General features: G+C 67.2%; 17 protein-coding genes. 13 read left to right on the top strand and 4 right to left on the bottom strand.

Translation table 11 applies throughout. The features are described from left to right. Positions 1–11 precede the first annotated feature (11 nt). The 6 genes from AB3347_RS06865 (at position 12) to mdcH (ending at position 4,574) form a co-directional block, all read left to right on the top strand. Complete coding sequence (locus AB3347_RS06865) at positions 12–863, top strand: biotin-independent malonate decarboxylase subunit beta (RefSeq protein WP_369091087.1); 852 nt, start codon at positions 12–14, stop codon at positions 861–863. Positions 864–895: 32 nt separating this feature from the next. After that, entirely contained in the window at positions 896–1,699 is an 804-nt protein-coding gene (gene mdcE / locus AB3347_RS06860; RefSeq protein ID WP_369091086.1) for a biotin-independent malonate decarboxylase subunit gamma, read from the top strand. Positions 1,700–1,799: 100 nt separating this feature from the next. Then, positions 1,800–2,219, top strand: a complete 420-nt coding sequence (gene madL / locus AB3347_RS06855) for a malonate transporter subunit MadL (protein ID WP_369091027.1) — start codon at positions 1,800–1,802, stop codon at positions 2,217–2,219. Positions 2,220–2,243: 24 nt separating this feature from the next. Next, on the top strand, positions 2,244–3,008 hold the full coding sequence (gene madM, locus AB3347_RS06850) for a malonate transporter subunit MadM (protein ID WP_369091085.1): 765 nt from the start codon (positions 2,244–2,246) through the stop codon (positions 3,006–3,008). Between the two features lie 7 nt (positions 3,009–3,015). Beyond that, positions 3,016–3,648 carry a malonate decarboxylase holo-ACP synthase gene (locus tag AB3347_RS06845; RefSeq protein ID WP_369091026.1) on the top strand — a complete coding sequence of 211 codons (633 nt, stop codon included), beginning with the start codon at positions 3,016–3,018 and terminating at the stop codon, positions 3,646–3,648. Further along, complete coding sequence (mdcH, locus tag AB3347_RS06840; protein WP_369091025.1) at positions 3,645–4,574, top strand: malonate decarboxylase subunit epsilon; 930 nt, start codon at positions 3,645–3,647, stop codon at positions 4,572–4,574. Before AB3347_RS06845 ends, mdcH begins: the two co-directional genes overlap by 4 nt. A gap of 352 nt (positions 4,575–4,926) precedes the next feature. Here mdcH and AB3347_RS06835 read toward each other — a convergent pair whose 3' ends face one another. The 4 genes from AB3347_RS06835 to AB3347_RS06820 all read right to left on the bottom strand — a co-directional run bounded on the left by AB3347_RS06835 (position 4,927) and on the right by AB3347_RS06820 (position 7,645). Next, positions 4,927–5,760: an HDOD domain-containing protein gene (locus AB3347_RS06835; protein WP_369091024.1), complete on the bottom strand. Its 834-nt coding sequence runs from the start codon at positions 5,758–5,760 to the stop codon at positions 4,927–4,929. Positions 5,761–5,837: 77 nt separating this feature from the next. Further along, positions 5,838–6,119, bottom strand: a complete 282-nt coding sequence (locus AB3347_RS06830) for a hypothetical protein (RefSeq protein ID WP_369091023.1) — start codon at positions 6,117–6,119, stop codon at positions 5,838–5,840. Further along, positions 6,116–6,538: a MarR family winged helix-turn-helix transcriptional regulator gene (locus AB3347_RS06825; protein WP_369091022.1), complete on the bottom strand. Its 423-nt coding sequence runs from the start codon at positions 6,536–6,538 to the stop codon at positions 6,116–6,118. Before AB3347_RS06825 ends, AB3347_RS06830 begins: the two co-directional genes overlap by 4 nt. 150 nt (positions 6,539–6,688) lie before the next feature. Then, positions 6,689–7,645, bottom strand: coding sequence for a fasciclin domain-containing protein (locus AB3347_RS06820; RefSeq protein WP_369091021.1), 957 nt, complete (start codon positions 7,643–7,645; stop codon positions 6,689–6,691). Positions 7,646–8,003: 358 nt separating this feature from the next. Between AB3347_RS06820 and AB3347_RS06815 the strand changes: the two genes are divergently transcribed. The 7 genes from AB3347_RS06815 (at position 8,004) to AB3347_RS06785 (ending at position 20,203) form a co-directional block, all read left to right on the top strand. Then, positions 8,004–8,945 carry a GlxA family transcriptional regulator gene (locus tag AB3347_RS06815; protein WP_369091020.1) on the top strand — a complete coding sequence of 314 codons (942 nt, stop codon included), beginning with the start codon at positions 8,004–8,006 and terminating at the stop codon, positions 8,943–8,945. 170 nt (positions 8,946–9,115) lie between these two features. After that, positions 9,116–10,357: an acetylornithine/succinyldiaminopimelate transaminase gene (locus AB3347_RS06810; RefSeq protein ID WP_369091019.1), complete on the top strand. Its 1,242-nt coding sequence runs from the start codon at positions 9,116–9,118 to the stop codon at positions 10,355–10,357. A 78-nt stretch (positions 10,358–10,435) separates the two neighbouring features. After that, positions 10,436–11,464 carry an arginine N-succinyltransferase gene (locus AB3347_RS06805; protein ID WP_369091018.1) on the top strand — a complete coding sequence of 343 codons (1,029 nt, stop codon included), beginning with the start codon at positions 10,436–10,438 and terminating at the stop codon, positions 11,462–11,464. 11 nt (positions 11,465–11,475) lie between these two features. Further along, positions 11,476–12,510, top strand: coding sequence for an arginine N-succinyltransferase (astA, locus tag AB3347_RS06800; RefSeq protein WP_369091017.1), 1,035 nt, complete (start codon positions 11,476–11,478; stop codon positions 12,508–12,510). Further along, the gene (astD, locus tag AB3347_RS06795; protein WP_369091016.1) at positions 12,503–13,984 is read left to right on the top strand and encodes a succinylglutamate-semialdehyde dehydrogenase; all 1,482 of its coding nucleotides are present in this window, start codon (positions 12,503–12,505) and stop codon (positions 13,982–13,984) included. Before astA ends, astD begins: the two co-directional genes overlap by 8 nt. 13 nt (positions 13,985–13,997) lie before the next feature. After that, positions 13,998–15,341, top strand: coding sequence for an N-succinylarginine dihydrolase (gene astB / locus AB3347_RS06790; RefSeq protein WP_369091015.1), 1,344 nt, complete (start codon positions 13,998–14,000; stop codon positions 15,339–15,341). Between the two features lie 152 nt (positions 15,342–15,493). After that, on the top strand, positions 15,494–20,203 hold the full coding sequence (locus AB3347_RS06785; RefSeq protein WP_369091014.1) for an NAD-glutamate dehydrogenase domain-containing protein: 4,710 nt from the start codon (positions 15,494–15,496) through the stop codon (positions 20,201–20,203). Position 20,204 lies beyond the last annotated feature (1 nt).

The following is a 20,204-nucleotide window of genomic DNA, read 5'->3' as shown; positions in this document are numbered from 1 at the left end:
GTACGACAGCCATGAACACCACCGATTTCCGGCAGCGCGACAGTTTCATCGAATTGAGTGCACGCCAGCGCGCCGCCGCATTGCTCGACCAGGGCACGGCCCATGAATTGCTGGGGCCGTTCGACCGCGTCAAGTCGCCCTGGCTCGAACGGCAGGGCATCACGGCGCAGGCCGACGACGGCGTGGTCGTCATGAAAGGCAGCCTTGGGCAGCAGCCGGCCGTCGTGCTGGCGATCGAAGGCGCCTACCAGGGCGGCAGCATGGGCGAAGTGGGCGGCGCCAAGATCGCCGCTGCGCTGGAACTGGCGGCCGAGGACAACCGGCAAGGCGTGCCGACCTGCGCCGTCATCCTGTTCGAAACCGGCGGCGTGCGCCTGCAGGAGGCCAACCTCGGTTTGGCCGCCATCGCCGACATCCATGCGGGCATTGCCGACCTGCGCCGCTATCAGCCCGTCATCGGGGTCAGCGCCGGCAACGTCGGCTGCTATGGCGGGATGTCGATCGCCGCCGGATTGTGCAGCTACCTGGTGTGTACCCGGGATGCCCGCCTGGGCCTGAACGGGCCGCAAGTCATCGAGCAGGAAGCCGGTATCGCCGAATTCGATTCGCGCGACAAACCCTTCATCTGGAGCCTGACCGGCGGCGAGCAGCGCTACCAGACCGGGCTGGTGGATGCGTACGTGCAGGACGACCTGGCGCAGATCCACGCCGCCGTCCTGCAGTGCCTGCGCGCCGGCGTGCCGCAGCAGCATCGCAGCGACCGCTTCCGCGACTACCTGGCCCGGCTGGCTGAGGTCGATACCTCGGTCCAGGCCACCGCGGAAAACGTCCGCCACCTCTACAAGAAAGGAAGCGCATCGTGAGCACCGTGCCGTATCCGAATCCCAGCCGCGGCCTGGCCTGGTTTTCCAGGCTGACCGACCAGGCATCTCCCGTCCCCGGCTACACCGACGCGCTGCGCGTCGCGGACGCCAGGCTGGACGGCCACCCGGCACGCTTCATCGCGGTCGTGCCTGATCCGGACAATCGCTTCCCACGGGTACGCGACGGCGAGGTCGGACTGGTCGAGGGATGGGAAATCGCCAAGGCCGTGCGTGAACTGGTCGAGGCCGAGCGCGACCAGGACAGCAAAAGCGCGATCGTCGCGATTGTCGACGTCACCAGCCAGGCCTACGGCCGGCGCGAGGAAGCCTTCGGCATCCACCAGGCGCTCGCCGCCGCAGCCGCCGCCTATGCCGATGCGCGGCTGGCCGGACATCCGGTGATTGCGCTCATCGTCGGCAAGGCGATTTCGGGCGGCTTCCTGGCGCACGGCTACCAGGCCAACCGCATCATCGCGTTCGACGACGACGCGGTCAGCGTGCACGCGATGGGCAAGGCGTCGGCGGCCCGCATCACGCTGCGTTCGGTCGAAGCGCTTGAGCAGCTCGCCGCCCAGGTACCGCCGATGGCCTACGACATCCGCAATTACGCATCGCTCGGACTGCTGTGGCGCCTGCTGTCGGTGGCCGATGCCGACGCACCGTCCGATGGCGACGTCGAACTGGTGCGCAGCACTTTGCTGGCGGCGCTGGCGGACATCCAGGCCACGCCCGAGCGCGGCCTGACCGGACGTCTCGACGCCGACAACCGCGGCGCGTCGCGCAAGGTCCGCGAACTGATGCGGGCCCAATGGCAACGCCACCCACCTCACGGCTGAAAGGAGACCGGCACCAGTTTGCAAGCACGACGCTGCTCATCGGGCAGCAGCAGTAAGCACAACAATAAAAGCAAGACAACCAATCTATTGGAGACTGATCATGATTGTTTTTGGTGTAGCACTTCTCGCGTTCTGCACATTGGCCGGGCTGTTCGTCGGCGATGTCCTTGGGGTCATCCTTGGCGTGAAAGCGAATGTCGGCGGCGTCGGCTTCGCCATGCTGCTGCTGTTGTTCCTGACCGACCTGTTCAAGCGGCGCGGCATGCTGGTCCAGGCATCCGAGCAAGGCATCGGATTCTGGACGGCGATGTACATTCCGATCGTGGTCGCGATGGCGGCGCAGCAGAACGTGGTCGGCGCCGTCAAGGGCGGGCCCGCGGCCATCCTGGCCGGCGTGCTGGCTGTCGTGGTCTGCTTCGCGCTGATTCCGCTGGTCGCGAAGATCGGCAAGGACAGCTACGTTCCCGGCCCGCCGGTCGGCGCCCCCGACCCGTCCGGCGCCGCCAGTGCGCAACGCTGATCCAGGGAGAACGGCATGAATACAATGTACGACATCCTGGTCCAGGTAATGACCAAGAACGGCCTCCTGACCGCCTTTGCGGTGGTCGGCTTGACCATGTGGATTTCCTACTACCTGTCCGCGCGCCTGACGCGCGGCCACCTGCACGGCTCGGCATTGGCCATCATGATCGGGCTGCTGCTGGCCTACATGGCCGGCGCCGCGACCGGCGGCACCAAGGGCGTGGTGGACCTGAAGCTCCTGTCCGGCATGGGCCTGCTGGGCGGCGCCATGCTGCGCGACTTCGCCATCGTCTCCACCGCCTACGGCGCCAGCCTGTCCGACATGCGCCGTTGCGGACTCTCGGGCATCGTCGCGCTGGTGCTTGGCGTGGTGCTGTCCTTCGTGATCGGGGCTGGCGTCGCCTATGCATTCGGGTATACCGACGTGGTCAGCATGACCACCATCGGGGCCGGCGCGGTCACCTATATCGTCGGCCCGGTCACGGGGGCCGCCATCGGCGCCAGTTCCGACGTGGTGGCACTGAGCATCGCCGCGGGACTGGTCAAGTCGGTACTGGTGATGGTGGGGGCGCCGTTCTTCGCCAAGGCGATCGGCCTGGACAACCCGCGAACCGCCATGGTGTACGGCGGGATGATGGGCACGACCAGCGGCGTATGCGGCAGCCTGGCGGCGATCGATCCGAAGCTGGTGCCCTACGGCGCCATGACCTCGACCTTCTACACGGGCCTCGGCTGCCTGATGGGACCATCGGTCCTGTTCTTCGCCACCAGGGCGCTGTTCGCCTGAGGCCGTCATGCACGCCCATTTCCCACCGCCGCGCCCACACGATCTGCTGTGGGTATCGGACTGGCAGGCGTTCGAGCCCGACGGCGCCCTGCCGTCGTGGGCCGAGGCGGCGCAGCGCCGCGGCTGTCCGCTCGTGGTGCGGCGCGCACGCACCGCCAGCGACGCCTTGCTCCCGGTAGGACTGCGTGGCGAAGCACGCAGCGAACGGCTGGCCGGCGTGCTGCGTCGCTCGGCGGTACGCGTGTGCGCCAGCCCCGAAACACTGGTCCGGCGCGAGCTGACGCAGCCAGGCGCGGCGCCGATCCTGGCTGCGCTGCGCCGGCTCGCTCCCCGGCTCGATCGCAGCGGCCTGCAGTGGGGCCCCACCGGCGGTCTCGGCTTCGCCCTGGCGACCGGCTGGCCGGTCCTGCATCCGGCCAGCGATATCGATCTGGTGGTCCGCGCACCGCGCCCGCTGACGGCAAGCCAGGCCAGCCTGCTGCAGGATGCGTGCCTGGACGCCGCCTGCCGCGTCGACCTGCAGATCGATACCGGGCATGGCGGTTTTGCCTTTGCCGAATGGACCAGGAACGGCGGCCGGGTGCTGCTCAAGACCGATACCGGACCGCGCATGACCGACGCTCCGTGGGAGGCGCCATGACCGTGCTGTTCACCTTCCCCGGCCAGGGCGCCCAGCGTCCCGGCATGCTGCACCGCCTGCCGGACCATCCCGAGACCGCGCGCACGCTGGCCGAGACCGGTGAGGTGCTCGGGACCGACCCGCTGGCGCTGGACACGCCGGATGCGCTGGCGTCCAGCAGGGCAGTGCAGCTTTGCCTGCTCACTGCCGGCGTGGCAATGGCACGCACCCTGATCGCGCTGGGCGCGCAGCCGAGCATGGTGGCGGGGCTGTCGATCGGCGCCTATCCGGCCGCGGTCGTCGCCGGCGCGCTGGATTACCGTGACGCCGTCGCGCTGGTCGCGCGCCGAGGCAGGCTGATGGACGAGGCTTTTCCCCATGGCTACGGGATGGCGGCCATCGTCGGTCTGACCCAAGCGCAACTCGACATCCTGATCGACCAGGTGCACACGGCGGCCAGTCCGGTCTACCTGGCCAACCTGAACGCCGAACGGCAACTGGTGATTTCCGGCGCCGACGCCGCACTCGATGCCGTGATGGCATTGGCGCGCGCGCAAGGCGCCAGCAGGGCCGAACGCCTGGCCGTCAGCGTCCCCTCGCACTGCGCGCTGTTCGACGCCGCAGCCGGCGAGATGCTGGCCGCCTTCGCCCAGGTCACACTACGCCGTCCGCGCACGACCTTCCTCAGCAGCAGCATGGCGCGCATGCTGGCCGATCCGCTGCGCATTGCCGAGGATCTTGCCACCAATATGGCGCGCCAGGTGCGCTGGGGCGACACCGCGCGACTGGCCTGGGAGCGCGGCGCCCGCCTGGCGGTCGAAATGCCGCCGGGCCTGGTGCTGAGCAACCTGACCGCCCCGGAATTGTGCGAGGGACTGGCGATCGGCTGTGACAACACGGCCATCGACACTGTCCTGGCGCTGTGCGCACGCTTTGCCCGTGCATGATGCCACCATGGTCCGCAAGCATCAGGCACTCCAGGGTGTGTCAGCGCACAGAGCGCCTGTACCGAAAACCCTATAGTGGAACCGTCTCTTTCAGGACATCCCTAGTTTTGGACTTCACCCGCTCCTCACCGAGCGGGTTTTTTTTGCCTGTTGCCGCCAGGGCGAAGAAAACCCGTTTTCTGTGAAGCAGCGCACGGAAGCGGGCTGGTGCGAAGCCTATAGTGGAACTGTCTCTTTCAGGACATCCCTAGTTTTGGACTTTGCCCGTTCCGTGGAACGGGCATTTTTTTTGTCCGCTCAGCGGGCCACCGAGATGAATGCGCTGGCCGATGCCCGTATCGGTATCGCCCGTTTACAGCAGGGCGGCAGTCAGGCTTTTCACTTCGTCGGCCGATTCGGCCAGGACTTGCGCCAGAGTACCTTCGCCGATCGTGAAGTCGATGGTGGCGGCCGAGTCGAGCGTGGTGGCGCCGGGACGCTCGTGCAGCGGAGAAGGGAAGGGGGCCAGATCCTTGGCCAGCAGCAAGGTATCGCCCAGGGTTTCCGGGGGCAGGGCGCGCATGCCGTTCCACAGGGCTTCGATGGCGCCCATGACCGGCACCGGCACGCCCAGCTTGAGCAGCACGCCGCGGCCGATCGCCACTTCTCCGTGCTCGATCCATTCGTCGGCGCCGCCGTCGAGCAGCCCCGGGAATTCCTGGGCGCGCGACAGCACATAGAAGCCGCCGACTTCGTGCACGATGCCGGCAAACATCGCGGTTTCCGGATCGACGAAGGAAACGCGGCGGGCGATCACCTGGGCCAGCGCGGCCACGTGGGCCGAGTGGATCCACAGGGCGTCGGCCTTGGCGCGCAGGCCGGGGTCGACGATTTCGCCGGCCAGCTGGCGCACGATGACCGAGGCGGCCAGCGCGCCCAGGGTGCGGAAACCGACCCGCTGCACGGCCGCGCGGACATTGGTGACGTCGTGGCCGGCGCGGTTGTAGGCGACCGAATTGGCGATCGCCACGGTGCGCGCGGCCAGCAGGGGCTCGGCCTGCACCAGGCGCGCCGCCATCTCGGTGTGACAGTCTGGCTCGTTCAGGGCACGCTGCAGCTTGAGCGTCGCATCGACGTTCGTAGGAAAGCTGAGTTCGCCGCGGCTGGCCCCGGCGGCGATGCTCTTGAGGGCGGAGAGTCGGTCCATCAAAAAATTATACGCCGATCCTCTTGTCCAGTCGTGAAAAATTGCTTTGTGGCATTATTTCGACGGCTGGCGACGATTCAGGGCTCGCCGAAAATGGCGTCGCAACCTTCCTTCTGCTCTTCGGTGTCCTGCAGTTCGTCGACCAGGCCAAGGTCGAGCAATTCTTCGGTGGCGTTCATGAAGCTGTTGAGCTTGGTGGCGCCGATCAGCCGGTAGATCTCGCCGGCTTCGTTGCGCACGCCGATCAGCATGGCTTCCTGCTTGACTTCGTCCAATGGCGCAACGTCGAGCAGAATGTTGCCGATGATGTGCTTGTCGAAATGGGCAGGCTTTTTGCCTTCGATCAGGGATGTTTTCAAGGCAATTCCTTTGCTTGTGGTGAGTGGGGAGGGAGGCTGCCGGCGGCGATCTGGTCGCGCAGCCTGCGCAGGACGCTTTCCAGGGCGTCGAAGTCGGCATCGCCATAGTGCGCAAACAGCTGCTTGCCATGTGCTATGACCTTGGGGAACACATCGCCGAACACCGCGTCGCCCGCAGGCGTGAGGCGCACATGGAAAGAGCGCTTGTCGTCGCTGCTGCGTTCGCGCACCACCAGGCCTTTCTGTTCCAGCCGTTCGACCACGCCGGTCAGCGTGCCCTTGGTGATCAGGGTGCGCTCGCCGAGTTCCTTGTAGCTCATGCCGGGCGTATTGCCCAGCGTGGCAATGATATCGAACTGCGCGTGCGTCAGCCCGTGCTGGCGCACCGATTCGCCGGAAAAACGCTCGAAGCCTTGCATGCATTCGGCCAGCAGCCGGACACTCTTTAAATATCGTTCCCCCATGGGGCAGGATTATAGCTGGCCGCAAGACTTTGGCTGAAACCGGAGGGGGCCGGGGGCAAGGGAGCGGGCCGGTGAACGCCACAGGCACTTCACCGGCAGCCGATGCTACAAGGCAGGGATCAGCACCTTGTCGATGACGTGGATGACACCGTTGCTGGCCCTGACGTCGACGGCGACGATCCGGGCGCCGGCGGCGGTGGTATCCGTGATGGTCGGGGGCGTGCCGGCGTTGATGCGGATGTTCTGTCCGGCGAGTGTCGCAACATTCGTACCGAACGGAATCTGCGTCGACAGCACCTGGCTTCCCAGCACATGGTAGGTCAGCACGGTGCGAAGCTGGGCAGCGGTCAGGTTTTGCGGAGCACTGGCAAACGCAGTATCGGTGGGAGCGAATACGGTGAACGGACCCGGACCGGACAGGGTCGCTTGCAGATTGCTTGCGACGACTGCGTTGACGAGTGCGCTGAACAGCGGGTTGACCTGGGCCATCTGGACGATGTTCAGCACGCCCGGCGGCACCAGCACCTTGTCGACCACGTGAATGACCCCGTTACTGGCGGGGACGTTGGTCGTTACGATATTTGCCGTGGTGAGTGCGGCGTCCGTAATCTTCGCACCGTTGCCGAAGTCCAGATTCAGTCGGGCGGGCGCGCCGGCAAACGTATAGGCGGTGGCCTGCGTCGCTCCTCCGGCGCTCAGGTCGGCAGCCAGTTTCCTGGTGCCGAGAACGTGATAGTTCAGGATGTTCTGCAATGCCGCAGGAGGCAAGGCATTCACCATGGCATTTGCGTCGGCATAGCCCAGTTTCCTTGCCAGGTCGCCGAATGCCTGGTCGCTTGGCGCAAAGACCGTCAGTTGTGCCGAACCGTCGCTCAAGGCGCCCGCAATGCCGGCCTTGGTCACGGCCGCCAGCAGCGCATTGAATCCTTGCTCCTTCGCTACTTCGGCAATGTTTCCTTGCCTGGGCGGCGGCGGATCATCGTCGTTGCCGCCGCAGCCGGCCAGCGTGGCGGCGAGTGCCAGCGCCGCGGCGCCGAACTTGAGAAAATCTCTGACGTTCATGTGAATCTCCTAGTGAGCAGGTCAAGAGTGAGAGTGGGATGGACGACTGGTGCGCCGGATGCTCGTCGCCAGAATCAGGCCGAGCCCCCGGCGGATAGGCACCGTCTGAGCCGACTATAATCGGCTTCCAGCGTTGTACAAGGCACGCACCGTTTGAATCCGGGTCATGGCAGGGTCATTTTGCATCGGGTGCAATATTTACGGGTTCAATGCGGGTTCAACGCCGGCAGCCAGCCGCGCATCAGGCGGCCGCAAGCGCCACTTCTTCGACCATCCTTTATCTCCGGTATCATTACGGCCGATGCGTACCGCCGGGCGCCACGCCCGTTTTCCCTGATGACACCGCCGATCCATCCCGATGCAGCCTGCTGACCTGTCCCAACTGGCACAGGAACGGCCGCTGCGCGTGCTGCTGGTGAATGCGGGCGAGCCGGACATGCTGACCTGGTCCGGCCTGGTACAGCCGCTGCGCCTGGCGGCCAAGCTGCTGGGTCCCGAACTGCTGCACGTCGACGTGCGCAGCCCCGACAAATTCAGCGCCGACGCCCAGCGCCATTGGCACCTGGTGCTGCTGGTCGCCGACGAGGCGGAAGCCGCCCTGAAACCGGCCAACTGCCGCGCCCTGGTCGAGCGCTGCCGCGCGGCGCCGTTCTGGGGCGGCGTCGGCGCAGGCGTGCTGTGGCTGGCCGATGCCGGCGCCCTGCACGGCGTGCGCACCGCGCTGCCCTGGGCGCTGTATCCGGACACCAATGCACTGGCCGAGCAGGCCCTGTTCACGCCCCACCTCTACGAATTCGACCGCAACCGGCTGACCTGCTGCGGCGGCGCGGCCAGCATCGATTTCGCGCTGACCCTGGTCGAGATGCTGTTCGGTGCGGGGCTGCAGGCGCAGGTCAAGGAGATCCTGTGCGTGGACCGCGTGCGCGGCAAGGACGAGCGCCAGCGGGTGGCGCTGCAGGCCCGCTTCGGCGCCCTGCAGCCGAAGCTGACCGAGGCGGTGGCCTTGATGGAAGCGAACATCGAAGAGCCGCTCTCGACCGACGAAATCGCGCAGCTGGCCGGCATTTCGCGGCGCCAGCTGGAACGCCTGTTCAAGCAATATCTCGGCAGCCTGCCTTCGCGCTACTACCTCGAACTGCGCCTGCAACGGGCGCGTAAATTGCTGCTCGAGACCAATTATTCGATCGTGCAGGTGGGGCTGATGTGCGGGTTTTCCTCGGGCTCGCACTTCTCGACGGCCTTCGGCGCGCTGTTCGGAAATACCCCGCGCGAAGAGCGGCAGCGCAAGCTGGGACAATAGCGCCAGGGCAGGGTGCCGAAGGGGCTTGCCATTCCCACAATCTTTCTTCGACTAAAAACGAAAATCCCTGTCGCACTTCTGCAAGAACTTGTCAGGGTGGCTTCCTATAATGGTCCTAACCTGCGCGGCAATTGGCCCGCGTACAACCGATCATTGAAGAGGAAGAAGCCATGAACGCAAACCTTGACTCCGGTGTCACCACGCGGCCTGTCACCCGGCAGACCTTCGACGAAGTCCTCGTTCCGACCTACGCCCCGGCCGCCATGGTGCCGGTGCGCGCATCGGGCCTGGACCTGTGGGACCAGGAAGGCAAGCGTTACTTGGACTTCACCTCGGGCATCGCCGTCTCGAGCCTGGGCCACTGCAACCCGGCCCTGGTCGCGGCGCTGACCGAACAGCTGGGCAAGGTCTGGCACCTGGGCAACGGCTACACCAACGAGCCGGTGCTGCGCCTGGGCCTGGCCCTGACCGAAGCCACCTTCGCCGACCGCGCCTTCTTCTGCAACTCGGGCGCCGAAGCCAACGAAGCGGCCCTGAAGCTGGCGCGTAAATATGCGCACACCAAGTTCGGCCCGCACAAGTCGCGCATCGTGTCCTGCCTGTCGTCCTTCCACGGCCGTACCCTGTTCACCGTCTCGGTCGGCGGCCAGCCGAAGTACACCGAAGGCTTCGAGCCGCTGCCGCAGGAACTGAGCCACATCCCGTACAACGACATCGAAGCCGCGCGCGCCGCCATCACCGACGACGTCGCGGCCGTGATCGTCGAGCCGATCCAGGGCGAGGGCGGCGTGATCCCGGGCGACCATGCCTACCTGAAGGCCCTGCGCGAGTTCTGCGACAAGACCGGCGCGCTGCTGGTGTTCGACGAAGTGCAGTCGGGCGTGGGCCGCACCGGCGCCCTGTACGCCTACATGGACACCGGCGTCACCCCGGACATCCTGACCTCGGCCAAGGCGCTGGGCAACGGCTACCCGATCGGCGCCATGCTGACCACCGAGGAAATCGGCATGCATTTCAACGTCGGCTCGCACGGCACCACCTACGGCGGCAACCCGCTGGCGGGCACCGTCGGCCTCAAAGTGGTCGAGACCATCAACCAGCCGGCCTTCCTGGCGCGCGTGAAAGAAGCCAGCGCCAGGATCTTCGCCAACCTCGAGAAGCTGGCCGCCGACTATCCGCAGGTGTTCGGCAAGCCGCGCGGCCTGGGCCTCCTGATCGGCCTGCCGATGGCGGGCGAGCAAAAGGGCCGTTCCAAGGATTACACCAAGGTCTGCGAAAAGATGGGCCTGATGCTCCTGATCGCCGGCCCGGACGTGGTGCGCCTGGCCCCGGCCCTGGTGGTTTCGGACGAGCAGATCGCGGAAGCGGACCGCATCATGCGTGAAGCCGTCGAGGCCTTCATCGCCGCCTGACGCGCAGTCTGCATCGGCCGGCGCACTGTCCAGGTGCGCCGGCTTCGCTGTTTGAGTTGATCTCTTCCAGGAGTTCGCATGTATGTAGTTCGTCCGGTTGAACGCGCGGACATCGGCGCCCTCGAGGCCTTGGGCGCGGTGACGATCCCCGGCGTCCACACGCTGCCCCGCACGCGCGAAGCCATCGTCGCGGCGGTCGAGCGTTCGATCGCCTCGTTCGCCGCCCACGTCGACATTCCGAGCGAGGAGTCGTACCAGTTCGTGCTGGAAGACCTGCGCACGCGCGACGTGGTCGGCACTTCGTCGATCCACGCCTCGGCCGGTTCGAACGGCACCTATTTCTCTTTCCGCAACGACGTGATCCAGCAGGTCTCGCGCGACCTGAACATCAGCCACAGCGTGCATGCGCTGACCCTGTGCTCGGAGCTGACCGCCTACTCGCACCTGTCGGGCTTCTACATCCGCAACCGCGACAGCGCCGGCCTTGAAGCCGCGCTGCTGTCGCGTGCGCGCCTGTTGTACGCCGTGCTGGCGCCGCACCGCTTCGGCGACCGCTTCTTCGTGCCGCTGGCCGGCGTCACCGATGCCGAAGGCCAGTCGCCGTTCTGGAACGCGCTGGGCCGCAAGTTCTTCAAGATGGACTTCCTGGACGCCGAGCGCGTCATCGACGGCGCCCGCAACCGTACCCTGATCGTCGAGCTGATGCCGCACTATCCGGTCTACGTGCCGCTGCTGCCGGGCGACGCCCAGGCCGCGCTGGGCCAGATCCATCCGAGCGGCCAACTGGCCTTCAAGCTGCTCACGCAAGAAGGCTTCGAGGCCGACGAGTACATCGACATCTTCGACGGCGGCCCGATCCTGCAGGCCCACAAGAACGCGCTGCGCTCGTTCTGCGCCTCGCAGGTGCGCCAGGTCGAGAGCGCCGGCCGCGCCGCCGGTACCGACGAGCTGGTGACCTATGCCGTGGCCAGCAGCGAAGCGAATTTCCGCGCCGTCATCACCGCCTGCCCGCCGGCCGAATCCAGCCAGGCGATCTGCCTGTCGCGCGACGCCCAGCAGGCGCTTGGCGTGTCGCCCGGCGATAGCGTCACCTGCGTGCGCATCTGAGAGGGAACCCGATGCTCGTAATCCGTGCAGTAAACACCGACGACCTGGACGCCCTGATCGAGATGGCGCGCCAGGCCGGCAGCGGCATGACCACGCTCAAGCCCGACCGCAAGATGCTGGGCGACCGCGTCGCCACCGCGGTGGCCTCGTTCAATGAAACCATTCCGCCCGAGCAGCGCGACTACATGTTCGTGCTCGAGCATACCGAAGACGCGCGCATCGCCGGCGTGTGCGCCATCAAGGGCGCGGTCGGCCTCACCGAGCCCTTCTACAACTACCGCATCGGCACCCTGGTGCACTGCAGCCGCGAACTGAACGTGTTCACGCGGATGGAAACCCTGTATCTGTCGAACGACCTCACCGGCTCGTCCGAACTGTGCTCGCTGTTCCTGCTGCCGCAGTACCGCGCCGGCTTCAACGGCAAGTGGCTGTCCAAGAGCCGCTTCCTGTTCATCGCCCAGTTCCAGCAGCTGTTCACCGAGAAGATCATCGCCGAGATGCGTGGCTACCAGGACGAGAACGGCGTCTCGCCGTTCTACGAAGGCCTGGGCCGGCATTTCTTCAAGATGGACTTCGACCACGTCGACGGCCTGACCGCGCTCGGCAAGAAATCCTTCATCGCCGAACTGATGCCGCGCCAGCCGCTGTACGTCGACTACCTGCCGGAATCGGCGCGCGAAGTCATCGGCAAGGTGCATACCTCGACCCAGCCGGCGCGCAAGCTGCTGGAAAACGAAGGGATGCACTACGAAGGCTACGTCGACATCTTCGACGCCGGCCCGGTGCTGCAAGGCCGCGTGTCCGAGCTGCGCGCGGTGCGCGACAGCGTGCTGGCGGAGGCGGTCGAAGGCGTCCACGAGGAAGAGACCGAACATTTGCTGGTGTCGAACACCAGGCTCACCGATTTCCGCATGATCCTGACCCGCGGCGTGCCCGGCGCCGCCCGCATCGCACTGTCGGCCCAGGAACTGTCGCAGCTGCACGTGCAGGCCGGCGAGGAAGTGCGCACGCTGCCCCTCAATACAAGGAAGAACGCGAATGCCTAATCTCTCGAACTACATCGACGGCGAATGGCTCGCCGGCAGCGGCCCGGAGCTGGCCACCATCGACCCGTCGACCGGCCGCCAGACCTGGACCAGCAATGCCTCCACCGCTGAAGATGTGGCGCGCGCCGCCGGCGCGGCCCGCGCTGCCTTCGAAGCCTGGGCGCTGACGCCGCTCGAACAGCGCATCGCGGTCTGCACGCGCTTCCGCGACCTGCTCAAGGAACATGCCGAGGAACTGGCCGGCATCATCGCCGAGGAAGTCGGCAAGCCGTTGTGGGAAGCGCGCACCGAAGTGACGACCATGGCGAACAAGATCGACATCTCGGTCCAGTCCTACGGCGCCCGCACCGGCGAGTCGGCAAGCAAGGTCGCCGACGGCAATGCCGTGCTGCGCCACCGCCCGCACGGCGTGTTCGCGGTGTACGGCCCGTATAACTTCCCCGGCCACCTGCCGAACGGCCACATCGTGCCGGCCCTGATCGCCGGGAACACCGTGGTGTTCAAGCCGAGCGAGTACGCGCCGCGCACCGCCGTCAAGACCGTGCAGCTGTGGGAACAGGCCGGCCTGCCTGAGGGCGTGCTGAACCTGGTCAACGGCGGCCGCGACACCGGCGTGGCGCTGGGCCAGCATCCCGATATCGACGGCATCCTGTTCACCGGCAGCAGCCAGACCGGCACCGCCCTGCACAAGCAGTTCGGCGGCAAGCCGGGCAAGATGCTGGCGCTGGAAATGGGCGGCAACAACCCGCTGGTGGTGTGGGACATCCCGAGCGACCCCACACTGCTGGACGCCGCCGTGCACCACACCGTGATGTCGGCCTTTATTTCGGCCGGCCAGCGCTGCACCTGCGCGCGCCGCCTGATCATCGAGGATGGCCCGCAGGCCCAAGCCTTCCTTGACCGTCTGGTCAACATCGCCGCGACCCTGCAGCCGGGCCCCTCGAAGGCCGATCCGCAGCCCTTCATGGGCCCGGTCGTCTCGAGCCTTGTGGCCGCCCGCCTGGTACAGGCCCAGGCCGACATGGCCGCGAAGGGCGGCAAGGTGCTGCTGCAGATGAAGCAGCTCGACCCGAACGCCGGTTTCGTCACCGCCGGCATCGTCGACACCACCGACGCGCAGGGCATCCCGGACGAAGAATGGTTCGGCCCGCTGCTGCAGGTGATCCGCGTGAAGGACTTCGACGAGGCCCTGCGCGTGGCCAACGCCACCGAGTACGGCCTGGCCGCGGCCCTGCTGTCGCCGTCCGAAGCGCTGTGGAAGCGCTTCTCGGTGCGCGCCCGCGCCGGCATCGTCAACTGGAACCGCCCGACCACCGGCGCGGCCAGCTCGGCGCCCTTCGGCGGCGTCGGCAAGTCCGGCAACCACCGCCCGAGCGCCTACTACGCGGCCGACTATTGCGCCTACCCGGTCGCCTCGATCGAGACGGCGGAACTCGAGATGCCGGCCAAGCTGTCGCCCGGCCTGACTTTCTAGGACAATCCCGCCGATGCTTACTGCCCGCGAATACAACTTCGACGGCCTGGTCGGGCCGTCCCACAACTATGCCGGCCTGTCGTTCGGCAACGTCGCCTCGTTCAGCAACGTGCGCAGCGCCTCGAATCCGCGCCAGGCCGCCCTGCAGGGCCTGGCCAAGATGCGCGCATTGGCCGCGCGCGGCTTCGCCCAGGCCGTGATGCCGCCGCAGGCGCGCCCGAACTTCCGCCTGCTGCGCCGCATCGGCTTTTCCGGCTCCGACGCCGACGTGCTGGCGCGCGCCTTCCGCGAAGCGCCGGTGATCCTGGCCTGCGCCTATTCGGCGGCGCCGATGTGGACCGCCAACGCGGCCACCGTGAGCCCTTCGGCCGATTCCCAGGACGGCCGCGTGCACTTCACGCCGGCCAACCTGAACAACAAGCTGCACCGCTCGGAAGAGCACGTGCAGGCCACGCGCACCCTGCGTGCGATCTTCGGGAATTCGAGCCGCTTCGTGGTGCATGACGCGCTGCCGCCGGTGCCGGCCTTTGGCGACGAAGGCGCCGCCAACCACACCCGCTTCGCCGGCGCGCACGGCGCGGCCGGCGTCGAGTTCTTCGTGTACGGCCGCGCCGAGTTCGATCCGGCCGCGCCAAGCCCCAGGAAATACCCGGCGCGCCAGACCCTGGAAGCCTCGCAGGCGGTGGCCCGCCTGCACGGCCTGGACCCGGCCCGCACCGTGTTCGCCTCGCAGAACCCCGACGTGATCGACCAGGGCGTGTTCCACAACGACGTGATCTCGGTCGGCAACGGCAACGTGCTGTTCTACCACGAGCAGGCCTTCGTCGACGAAGCCGGCACCCTGGACGCGCTGCGCCGCGCCCTGGCCGGGGTCGACACCGACCTGGTGCCGGTGCGCGTGGCAAGCAGCCAGGTGCCGGTGGCCGATGCCGTGGCCAGCTACCTGTTCAACAGCCAGCTGCTGACCAAGCCGGACGGCCGCATGGCGCTGGTGGTGCCGCACGAATGCCGCGAGAACGAAGCCGTCGCGCGCTACCTGGGCGGCATGGTCGCCGAAGGCGGCCCGATCGACGAACTGATCGAATTCGACCTGCGCCAGAGCATGCGCAACGGCGGCGGGCCGGCCTGCCTGCGCCTGCGCGTCGCCCTGACCGACGACGAGGCGCAAGCCATGCACGGCGGCGTGATCATGACCGAGACGCTGTACGCGCTGCTGGTGGCCTGGGTCGAAAAATATTACCGCGACCGGGTCGAGCCGAAAGACCTGGCCGACCCGCAGCTGGCCATCGAGTGCGCTGCCGCGCTCGAGGAGCTGGAACGCATCCTCGGCCTGCCGGGCCTGTACGACCTGTCGTAAGGCCCTGCCGGCATGTTCTAATGACGGATTGGCGCGCCCCGTTTCAAGGCGCGCACGGAATTCGGACGGGACAACCCCGTCCATATAAAGCCGGGACGGCGCGACGCCACAAGCCATAGCGCCTCCCGGCACACAAACTTTGGAGAAGCAACATGAAAGACATGCCTCAAGATTTGCGCAGCCAGACCCTCGCGCTGGTCAACGCAAACCATGCCGCCGCCGGCGCCAACGCGCAGGTGGGAGCGCTCATCAGCGCCTGGCTCGGATCGCTCGACGACGAAGACCTGGCCGGCACCGCGCCCGAGAGCCTGGCGCCAGTGCTGTGGGAAGGTTTCTCGCAGCTGGCCCAGCGCACCGGCACCGGCTGCCAGATCGCCTCAATGCGCTACTCGGACGGCCGCGGCGGCATGGCGACCGCCCTGCTGATCCTGAACGACGACATGCCTTACCTGGTCGATTCCTTCGTCATGGCCCTGCGCAAGGAGCGCCAGACCGCAAGCGGCGTGATGAACGCCGTGCTGCCGGTGCGCCGCGACGCCAGCGGCATGGCCACCGCCGTCGGCGAAGCCGGCGCGCCGCTGGAATCGATCGTCCTGATCCTGATGAGCGACGAGCTCGAATTCTCCGAACTGGATTCCCTGACCGCGCGTATCCGCATGGTCGCCAGCGACGCCGCCACCGTGCACCGCGACGCCGTCAAGATGGCCGACCGCATGACCGCGGTGGCCGCCGCCGCCGCCAACGCAGGCACCCCGGAAGGCCAGGAAGTGGCCGCCTTCCTCGAGTGGGCCAAGAACGAAGGCTTCGAGCCCTTCGGCTACGCCTACTACGTCGTGAAGGAAGGCGTGCGCGAACTCGAGCGCGACATCCCGAGCCGCACCGGCGTGCTGGCCGACACCGCGCACCCGGTCTACGGCACCTGCCTGGCCAACATCCCGGGCGACTTCGAAACCCTGTCGCGCCGCGCCGACACCCTGTCGATCGTGAAAGCCGACGTCGAGGGCACCCTGCACCGTGACCAGCCGCTCGACTTCATCGGCGTGCGCAACACCGACGCCCAGGGCAAGATCCTGGGCGAGCACTGCTTCGTCGGCCTGTTCACCCGCGCCGCCACCTCGACCCCGCTGGCGCGCCTGCCGTTCGCGCGCGGCCGCGTCGCCAAGGTGCTGTCGATCGCCGGCGTGCGCCAGGAAGGCTTCCGCGCCGAGAAATTCGTCGAGATCCTCGAATCGCTGCCGCGCACCGAAGCGCTGGAAGCCGATCCGGAATGGCTGGCCCAGGTGTGCTCGTCGGTCGTGTCGATGTACAAGCAGCCGCGCCCGAAGGTCTTCGCGCGCCGCGACGTGTATGCGCGCCACCTGAACGTGCTGGTCTACCTGCCGCGCGAGCGCTACAGCGCCGCGGTGGCGTCCAGCCTGGCCCAGGCCCTGAAGGAGACCTCGGGCGCCGTTGAGGTGCGCGTGCAGACCCTGGTGGCCGACGGCCCGCTGGCGCGCGTCTACCTGATCGCGCATGCCGCCCGCTATCCGCTCGACCTCGAAACCGACATCCAGCAACCGCTGCTGGCAGTACTGGACGGCTGGCACGACCGCTTCGCCGCGTCCACCAACACCATCGAAGACGCCGGCCTGCGCAGCAGCCTGCGCAAGCTCGGCGCCAACCTGCCGGTCTCTTTTGTCACCAACACCGCGCCGGAAACCGCTTTCCGCGACCTGCAGGCGGTGCTGAAGAACGGCCAGCACGAGCGTGTCGCCGTACGCGTGGAGCCGGGCGACGCCGCCAACGGCATCGATGCCTCGATCCGCCTGTACTCGGGCGAGGTCGTGCCTTCGCTGTCGCGCATCCTGCCGGCCCTGCAGAACGCCGGCATCGCGGTCGACCGCGAGCAGACCTGGACCCTCAAGACCGCCGACGGCGCCGTGCACAACGTGACCGCCCTGGCCGTGGACGACGAAAGCGGCGCCAAGCTGGTCAAGCCGGGCATCATCCCGGTGGCCGAGGAACTGTTCACCGCGCTGTTCAACAACGAGGCCGAAGACGGCCGCATGAACGGCCTGACCATCGAAGGCGGCCTGTCGCTGCGCGAAGTGCAGCTGGTGCGCGCCTACATCAGCTACTGGCGCCAGCTGGGCTCGAAGTTCTCGGTGCGCTACATGGCCGAGACCTTGCGCACCCAGTCGGCCCTGGTGAAGGAATTCGTCAGCGCTTTCCTGCTGCGCTTCGATCCAAGGCTGGACGATGCCCAGCACGCCGCCGGCACCGCCAAGCTGGCCGCGCTGAAGGCCGGCCTGTCGACCGTGAACCACGCCGACACCGAAGAGATCATGGCGGCCCTGGTCGACCTGGCCCTGGCCACCGTGCGCACCAACTACTTCCAGAACGCCGGCGAGAAGATGATCTTCAAGGTCGACACCAGCAACCTGGCGCTGGCCCCGGAACCGCGTCCGTACCGCGAGATCTACGTGTTCTCGCGCCGCTTCGAAGGCGTGCACCTGCGTGGCGGCCCGGTCGCCCGCGGCGGCCTGCGCTGGTCGGACCGCATGGAAGACTACCGTACCGAAGTGCTGGGCCTGGTCAAGGCGCAGATGGTCAAGAACGCCGTCATCGTGCCGGCCGGCTCGAAGGGCGGCTTCGTGTGCAAGCAGATGCCGACCGGCGCCGCGCGTGAAGTGGTGGCGGCCGAGGGCGAAGCATGCTACCGCGAATTCATCGCCAGCCTGCTGGAAGTGACCGACAACCGCGTGCGCGGCGACATCGTCCCGCCGGAAAACACCGTGCGCCACGACCAGGACGACCCGTACCTGGTGGTCGCCGCCGACAAGGGCACCGCGACCTTCTCGGACATCGCCAACAGCATCGCCGTCAAGCGCGGCTTCTGGCTGGGCGACGCCTTCGCCTCGGGCGGCTCGAACGGCTACGACCACAAGAAGATGGGCATCACCGCCAAGGGCGCATTCGAAGCGGTCAAGCGCCACTTCTTCGAACTGGGCCACGACATGAACACCACCCCGGTGACCATGGTCGGCGTGGGCGACATGTCGGGCGACGTGTTCGGCAACGGCGTGCTGCTGTCGCGCCAGCTGAAGCTGGTGGCGGCCTTCGACCACCGCCACATCTTCCTGGACCCGAACCCGGACACCGAAGTCTCGTTCAAGGAACGCCAGCGCATGTTCGCGCTCGCACGTTCGTCGTGGGAAGACTACGACAAGTCGCTGATCTCGCAGGGCGGCGGCGTGTTCCCGCGCACCGCGCGCTCGATCGAGCTGAGCCCGGAAATCCGTGCCGTCCTCGACATCAAGGAAAGCTCGCTGTCGCCTGAGGAACTGATGCACCGCATCCTGCTGGCGCCGGTCGACCTGTTCTACAACGGCGGCATCGGCACCTACATCAAGTCGTCGAACGAGACCCACGCCCAGGTGAAAGACCGCGCCAACGACCGCATCCGCGTCAACGGCAACGAAATGCGCTGCAAGGTGGTGGGCGAGGGCGGCAACCTGGGCGCCACCCAGGCCGGCCGTATCGAGTTCGCCCTGAACGGCGGCCGCATCTTCACCGACGCGATCGACAACTCGGCGGGCGTGGACTGCTCCGACCACGAAGTGAACATCAAGATCTGGCTGGACACCGAAGTCAACGCCGGCGAGCTGCCGGAAGCCGACCGTAACCGCATCCTGAACGAAATGACCGGCGCGGTGGAAGAGCTGGTCCTGCGCGACAACAAGCAGCAGACCCACCTCTTGACCCGCGAAGCGCAGGCGCAGGCCACCGCCTCGGTGGTGGACGGCTACGCCGCTTTGATCACCAACCTGGAATCGGAAGGCGCCGTCAACCGCGAACTGGAACAGCTGCCGACCGACGCCGAGCTGGCCCGCCGCAAGGCACTGGGCCTGGGCCTGAGCACGCCGGAACTGGCGGTGGTCATCGCCAACGTGAAGAACCGCTTCAAGCGCACCCTGCTGGCGCTGCCGCTGGTCGAGGAGTCGTGGGCCGAATCGCTGCTGCGTCCATATTTCCCGGCGCAGATGGTCGCTACCCGCAATCCGCTGAACCACCCGCTGGCCAACGCCATCCTGGCGACCGTGCTGGCCAACGAAGCGGTCAACCGCTGCGGTCCGCTGATGCTGCGCGACCTGGCTGCCGAGCACCGCGTCGACGAAACCGACGTGGTCAAGGCCTGGGCCCGCGCCTGGTCGGCGCTGCACCTGTCGCCGGTGTTCGACGCACTCGACGCCGACGCGCTGAAGGTGCCGCGCGACGTTTCGATGGCGGTCGATGCGCGTACCCGTGCGCTGCTGCGCGCCGTGATCGAAGGCGTGCTGTCGCTGCCGGCCGGCGCCGACGGCATGGCCGAGCTGTCCACCCTGTTCGGCCAGGCCGACCAGTTGCGTTCGCTCACCCCGGCCCGTTCGGAAGCCGACGGCCACAGCGGCCTGCCGGCGTCCTTCACCGCGGCCTGGAAGTCGGTCGAGACCATCGAGTCGCTGGCTACCTTCCTGTTCGCGGCGGTCTCGGTGCAGCGTCCGGGCGGCATGAGCCTGGCGCAGTTCCTGCAGGTCGGCATGGCCCTGCGCCAGCAGGCCGGCATCGACATGCTGGAGCGCGGCCTGAAGCTGCCGGCGCAGAGCAAGGCGCAGGAACAGCTGCGCAACTACGCGATGCAGGCCCTGCGCCGCACCCAGCAGCGCCTGCTGCTGCAGGTGATCGAGCGTGCCGGCCAGGGCGGCGATCCGCTGGCAGCCGTCAAGCAGGTCACGGAAGCGCGCGGCCTGACCGGCTTCGCACAGCCGGTCGAGCTCGAGCAGGCCATGCTGGACGTCTGGGCGCTGTCGGAAGGTTCGAGCCCGGACCGCCTGGCGGCCTGAT

This window comes from Massilia sp. X63 (assembly GCF_041023745.1).
Lineage (GTDB): Bacteria > Pseudomonadota > Gammaproteobacteria > Burkholderiales > Burkholderiaceae_D > Telluria.
This window is presented reverse-complemented; position numbering and strand designations above follow the sequence as displayed.

What these genes read in the sequence shown, in the direction of transcription:
- AB3347_RS06865 (WP_369091087.1), top strand. Translation starts at nt 12, where the DNA reads ATGAACACCACCGATTTCCGGCAGCGCGACAGTTTCATCGAATTGAGT.
- madL (WP_369091027.1), top strand. Translation starts at nt 1,800, where the DNA reads ATGATTGTTTTTGGTGTAGCACTTCTCGCGTTCTGCACATTGGCCGGG.
- madM (WP_369091085.1), top strand. Translation starts at nt 2,244, where the DNA reads ATGTACGACATCCTGGTCCAGGTAATGACCAAGAACGGCCTCCTGACC.
- AB3347_RS06845 (WP_369091026.1), top strand. Translation starts at nt 3,016, where the DNA reads ATGCACGCCCATTTCCCACCGCCGCGCCCACACGATCTGCTGTGGGTA.
- mdcH (WP_369091025.1), top strand. Translation starts at nt 3,645, where the DNA reads ATGACCGTGCTGTTCACCTTCCCCGGCCAGGGCGCCCAGCGTCCCGGC.
- AB3347_RS06835 (WP_369091024.1), bottom strand. Translation starts at nt 5,760, where the DNA reads ATGGACCGACTCTCCGCCCTCAAGAGCATCGCCGCCGGGGCCAGCCGC.
- AB3347_RS06825 (WP_369091022.1), bottom strand. Translation starts at nt 6,538, where the DNA reads ATGCAAGGCTTCGAGCGTTTTTCCGGCGAATCGGTGCGCCAGCACGGG.
- AB3347_RS06820 (WP_369091021.1), bottom strand. Translation starts at nt 7,645, where the DNA reads ATGAACGTCAGAGATTTTCTCAAGTTCGGCGCCGCGGCGCTGGCACTC.
- AB3347_RS06815 (WP_369091020.1), top strand. Translation starts at nt 8,004, where the DNA reads ATGCAGCCTGCTGACCTGTCCCAACTGGCACAGGAACGGCCGCTGCGC.
- AB3347_RS06810 (WP_369091019.1), top strand. Translation starts at nt 9,116, where the DNA reads ATGAACGCAAACCTTGACTCCGGTGTCACCACGCGGCCTGTCACCCGG.
- AB3347_RS06805 (WP_369091018.1), top strand. Translation starts at nt 10,436, where the DNA reads ATGTATGTAGTTCGTCCGGTTGAACGCGCGGACATCGGCGCCCTCGAG.
- astA (WP_369091017.1), top strand. Translation starts at nt 11,476, where the DNA reads ATGCTCGTAATCCGTGCAGTAAACACCGACGACCTGGACGCCCTGATC.
- astD (WP_369091016.1), top strand. Translation starts at nt 12,503, where the DNA reads ATGCCTAATCTCTCGAACTACATCGACGGCGAATGGCTCGCCGGCAGC.
- astB (WP_369091015.1), top strand. Translation starts at nt 13,998, where the DNA reads ATGCTTACTGCCCGCGAATACAACTTCGACGGCCTGGTCGGGCCGTCC.
- AB3347_RS06785 (WP_369091014.1), top strand. Translation starts at nt 15,494, where the DNA reads ATGAAAGACATGCCTCAAGATTTGCGCAGCCAGACCCTCGCGCTGGTC.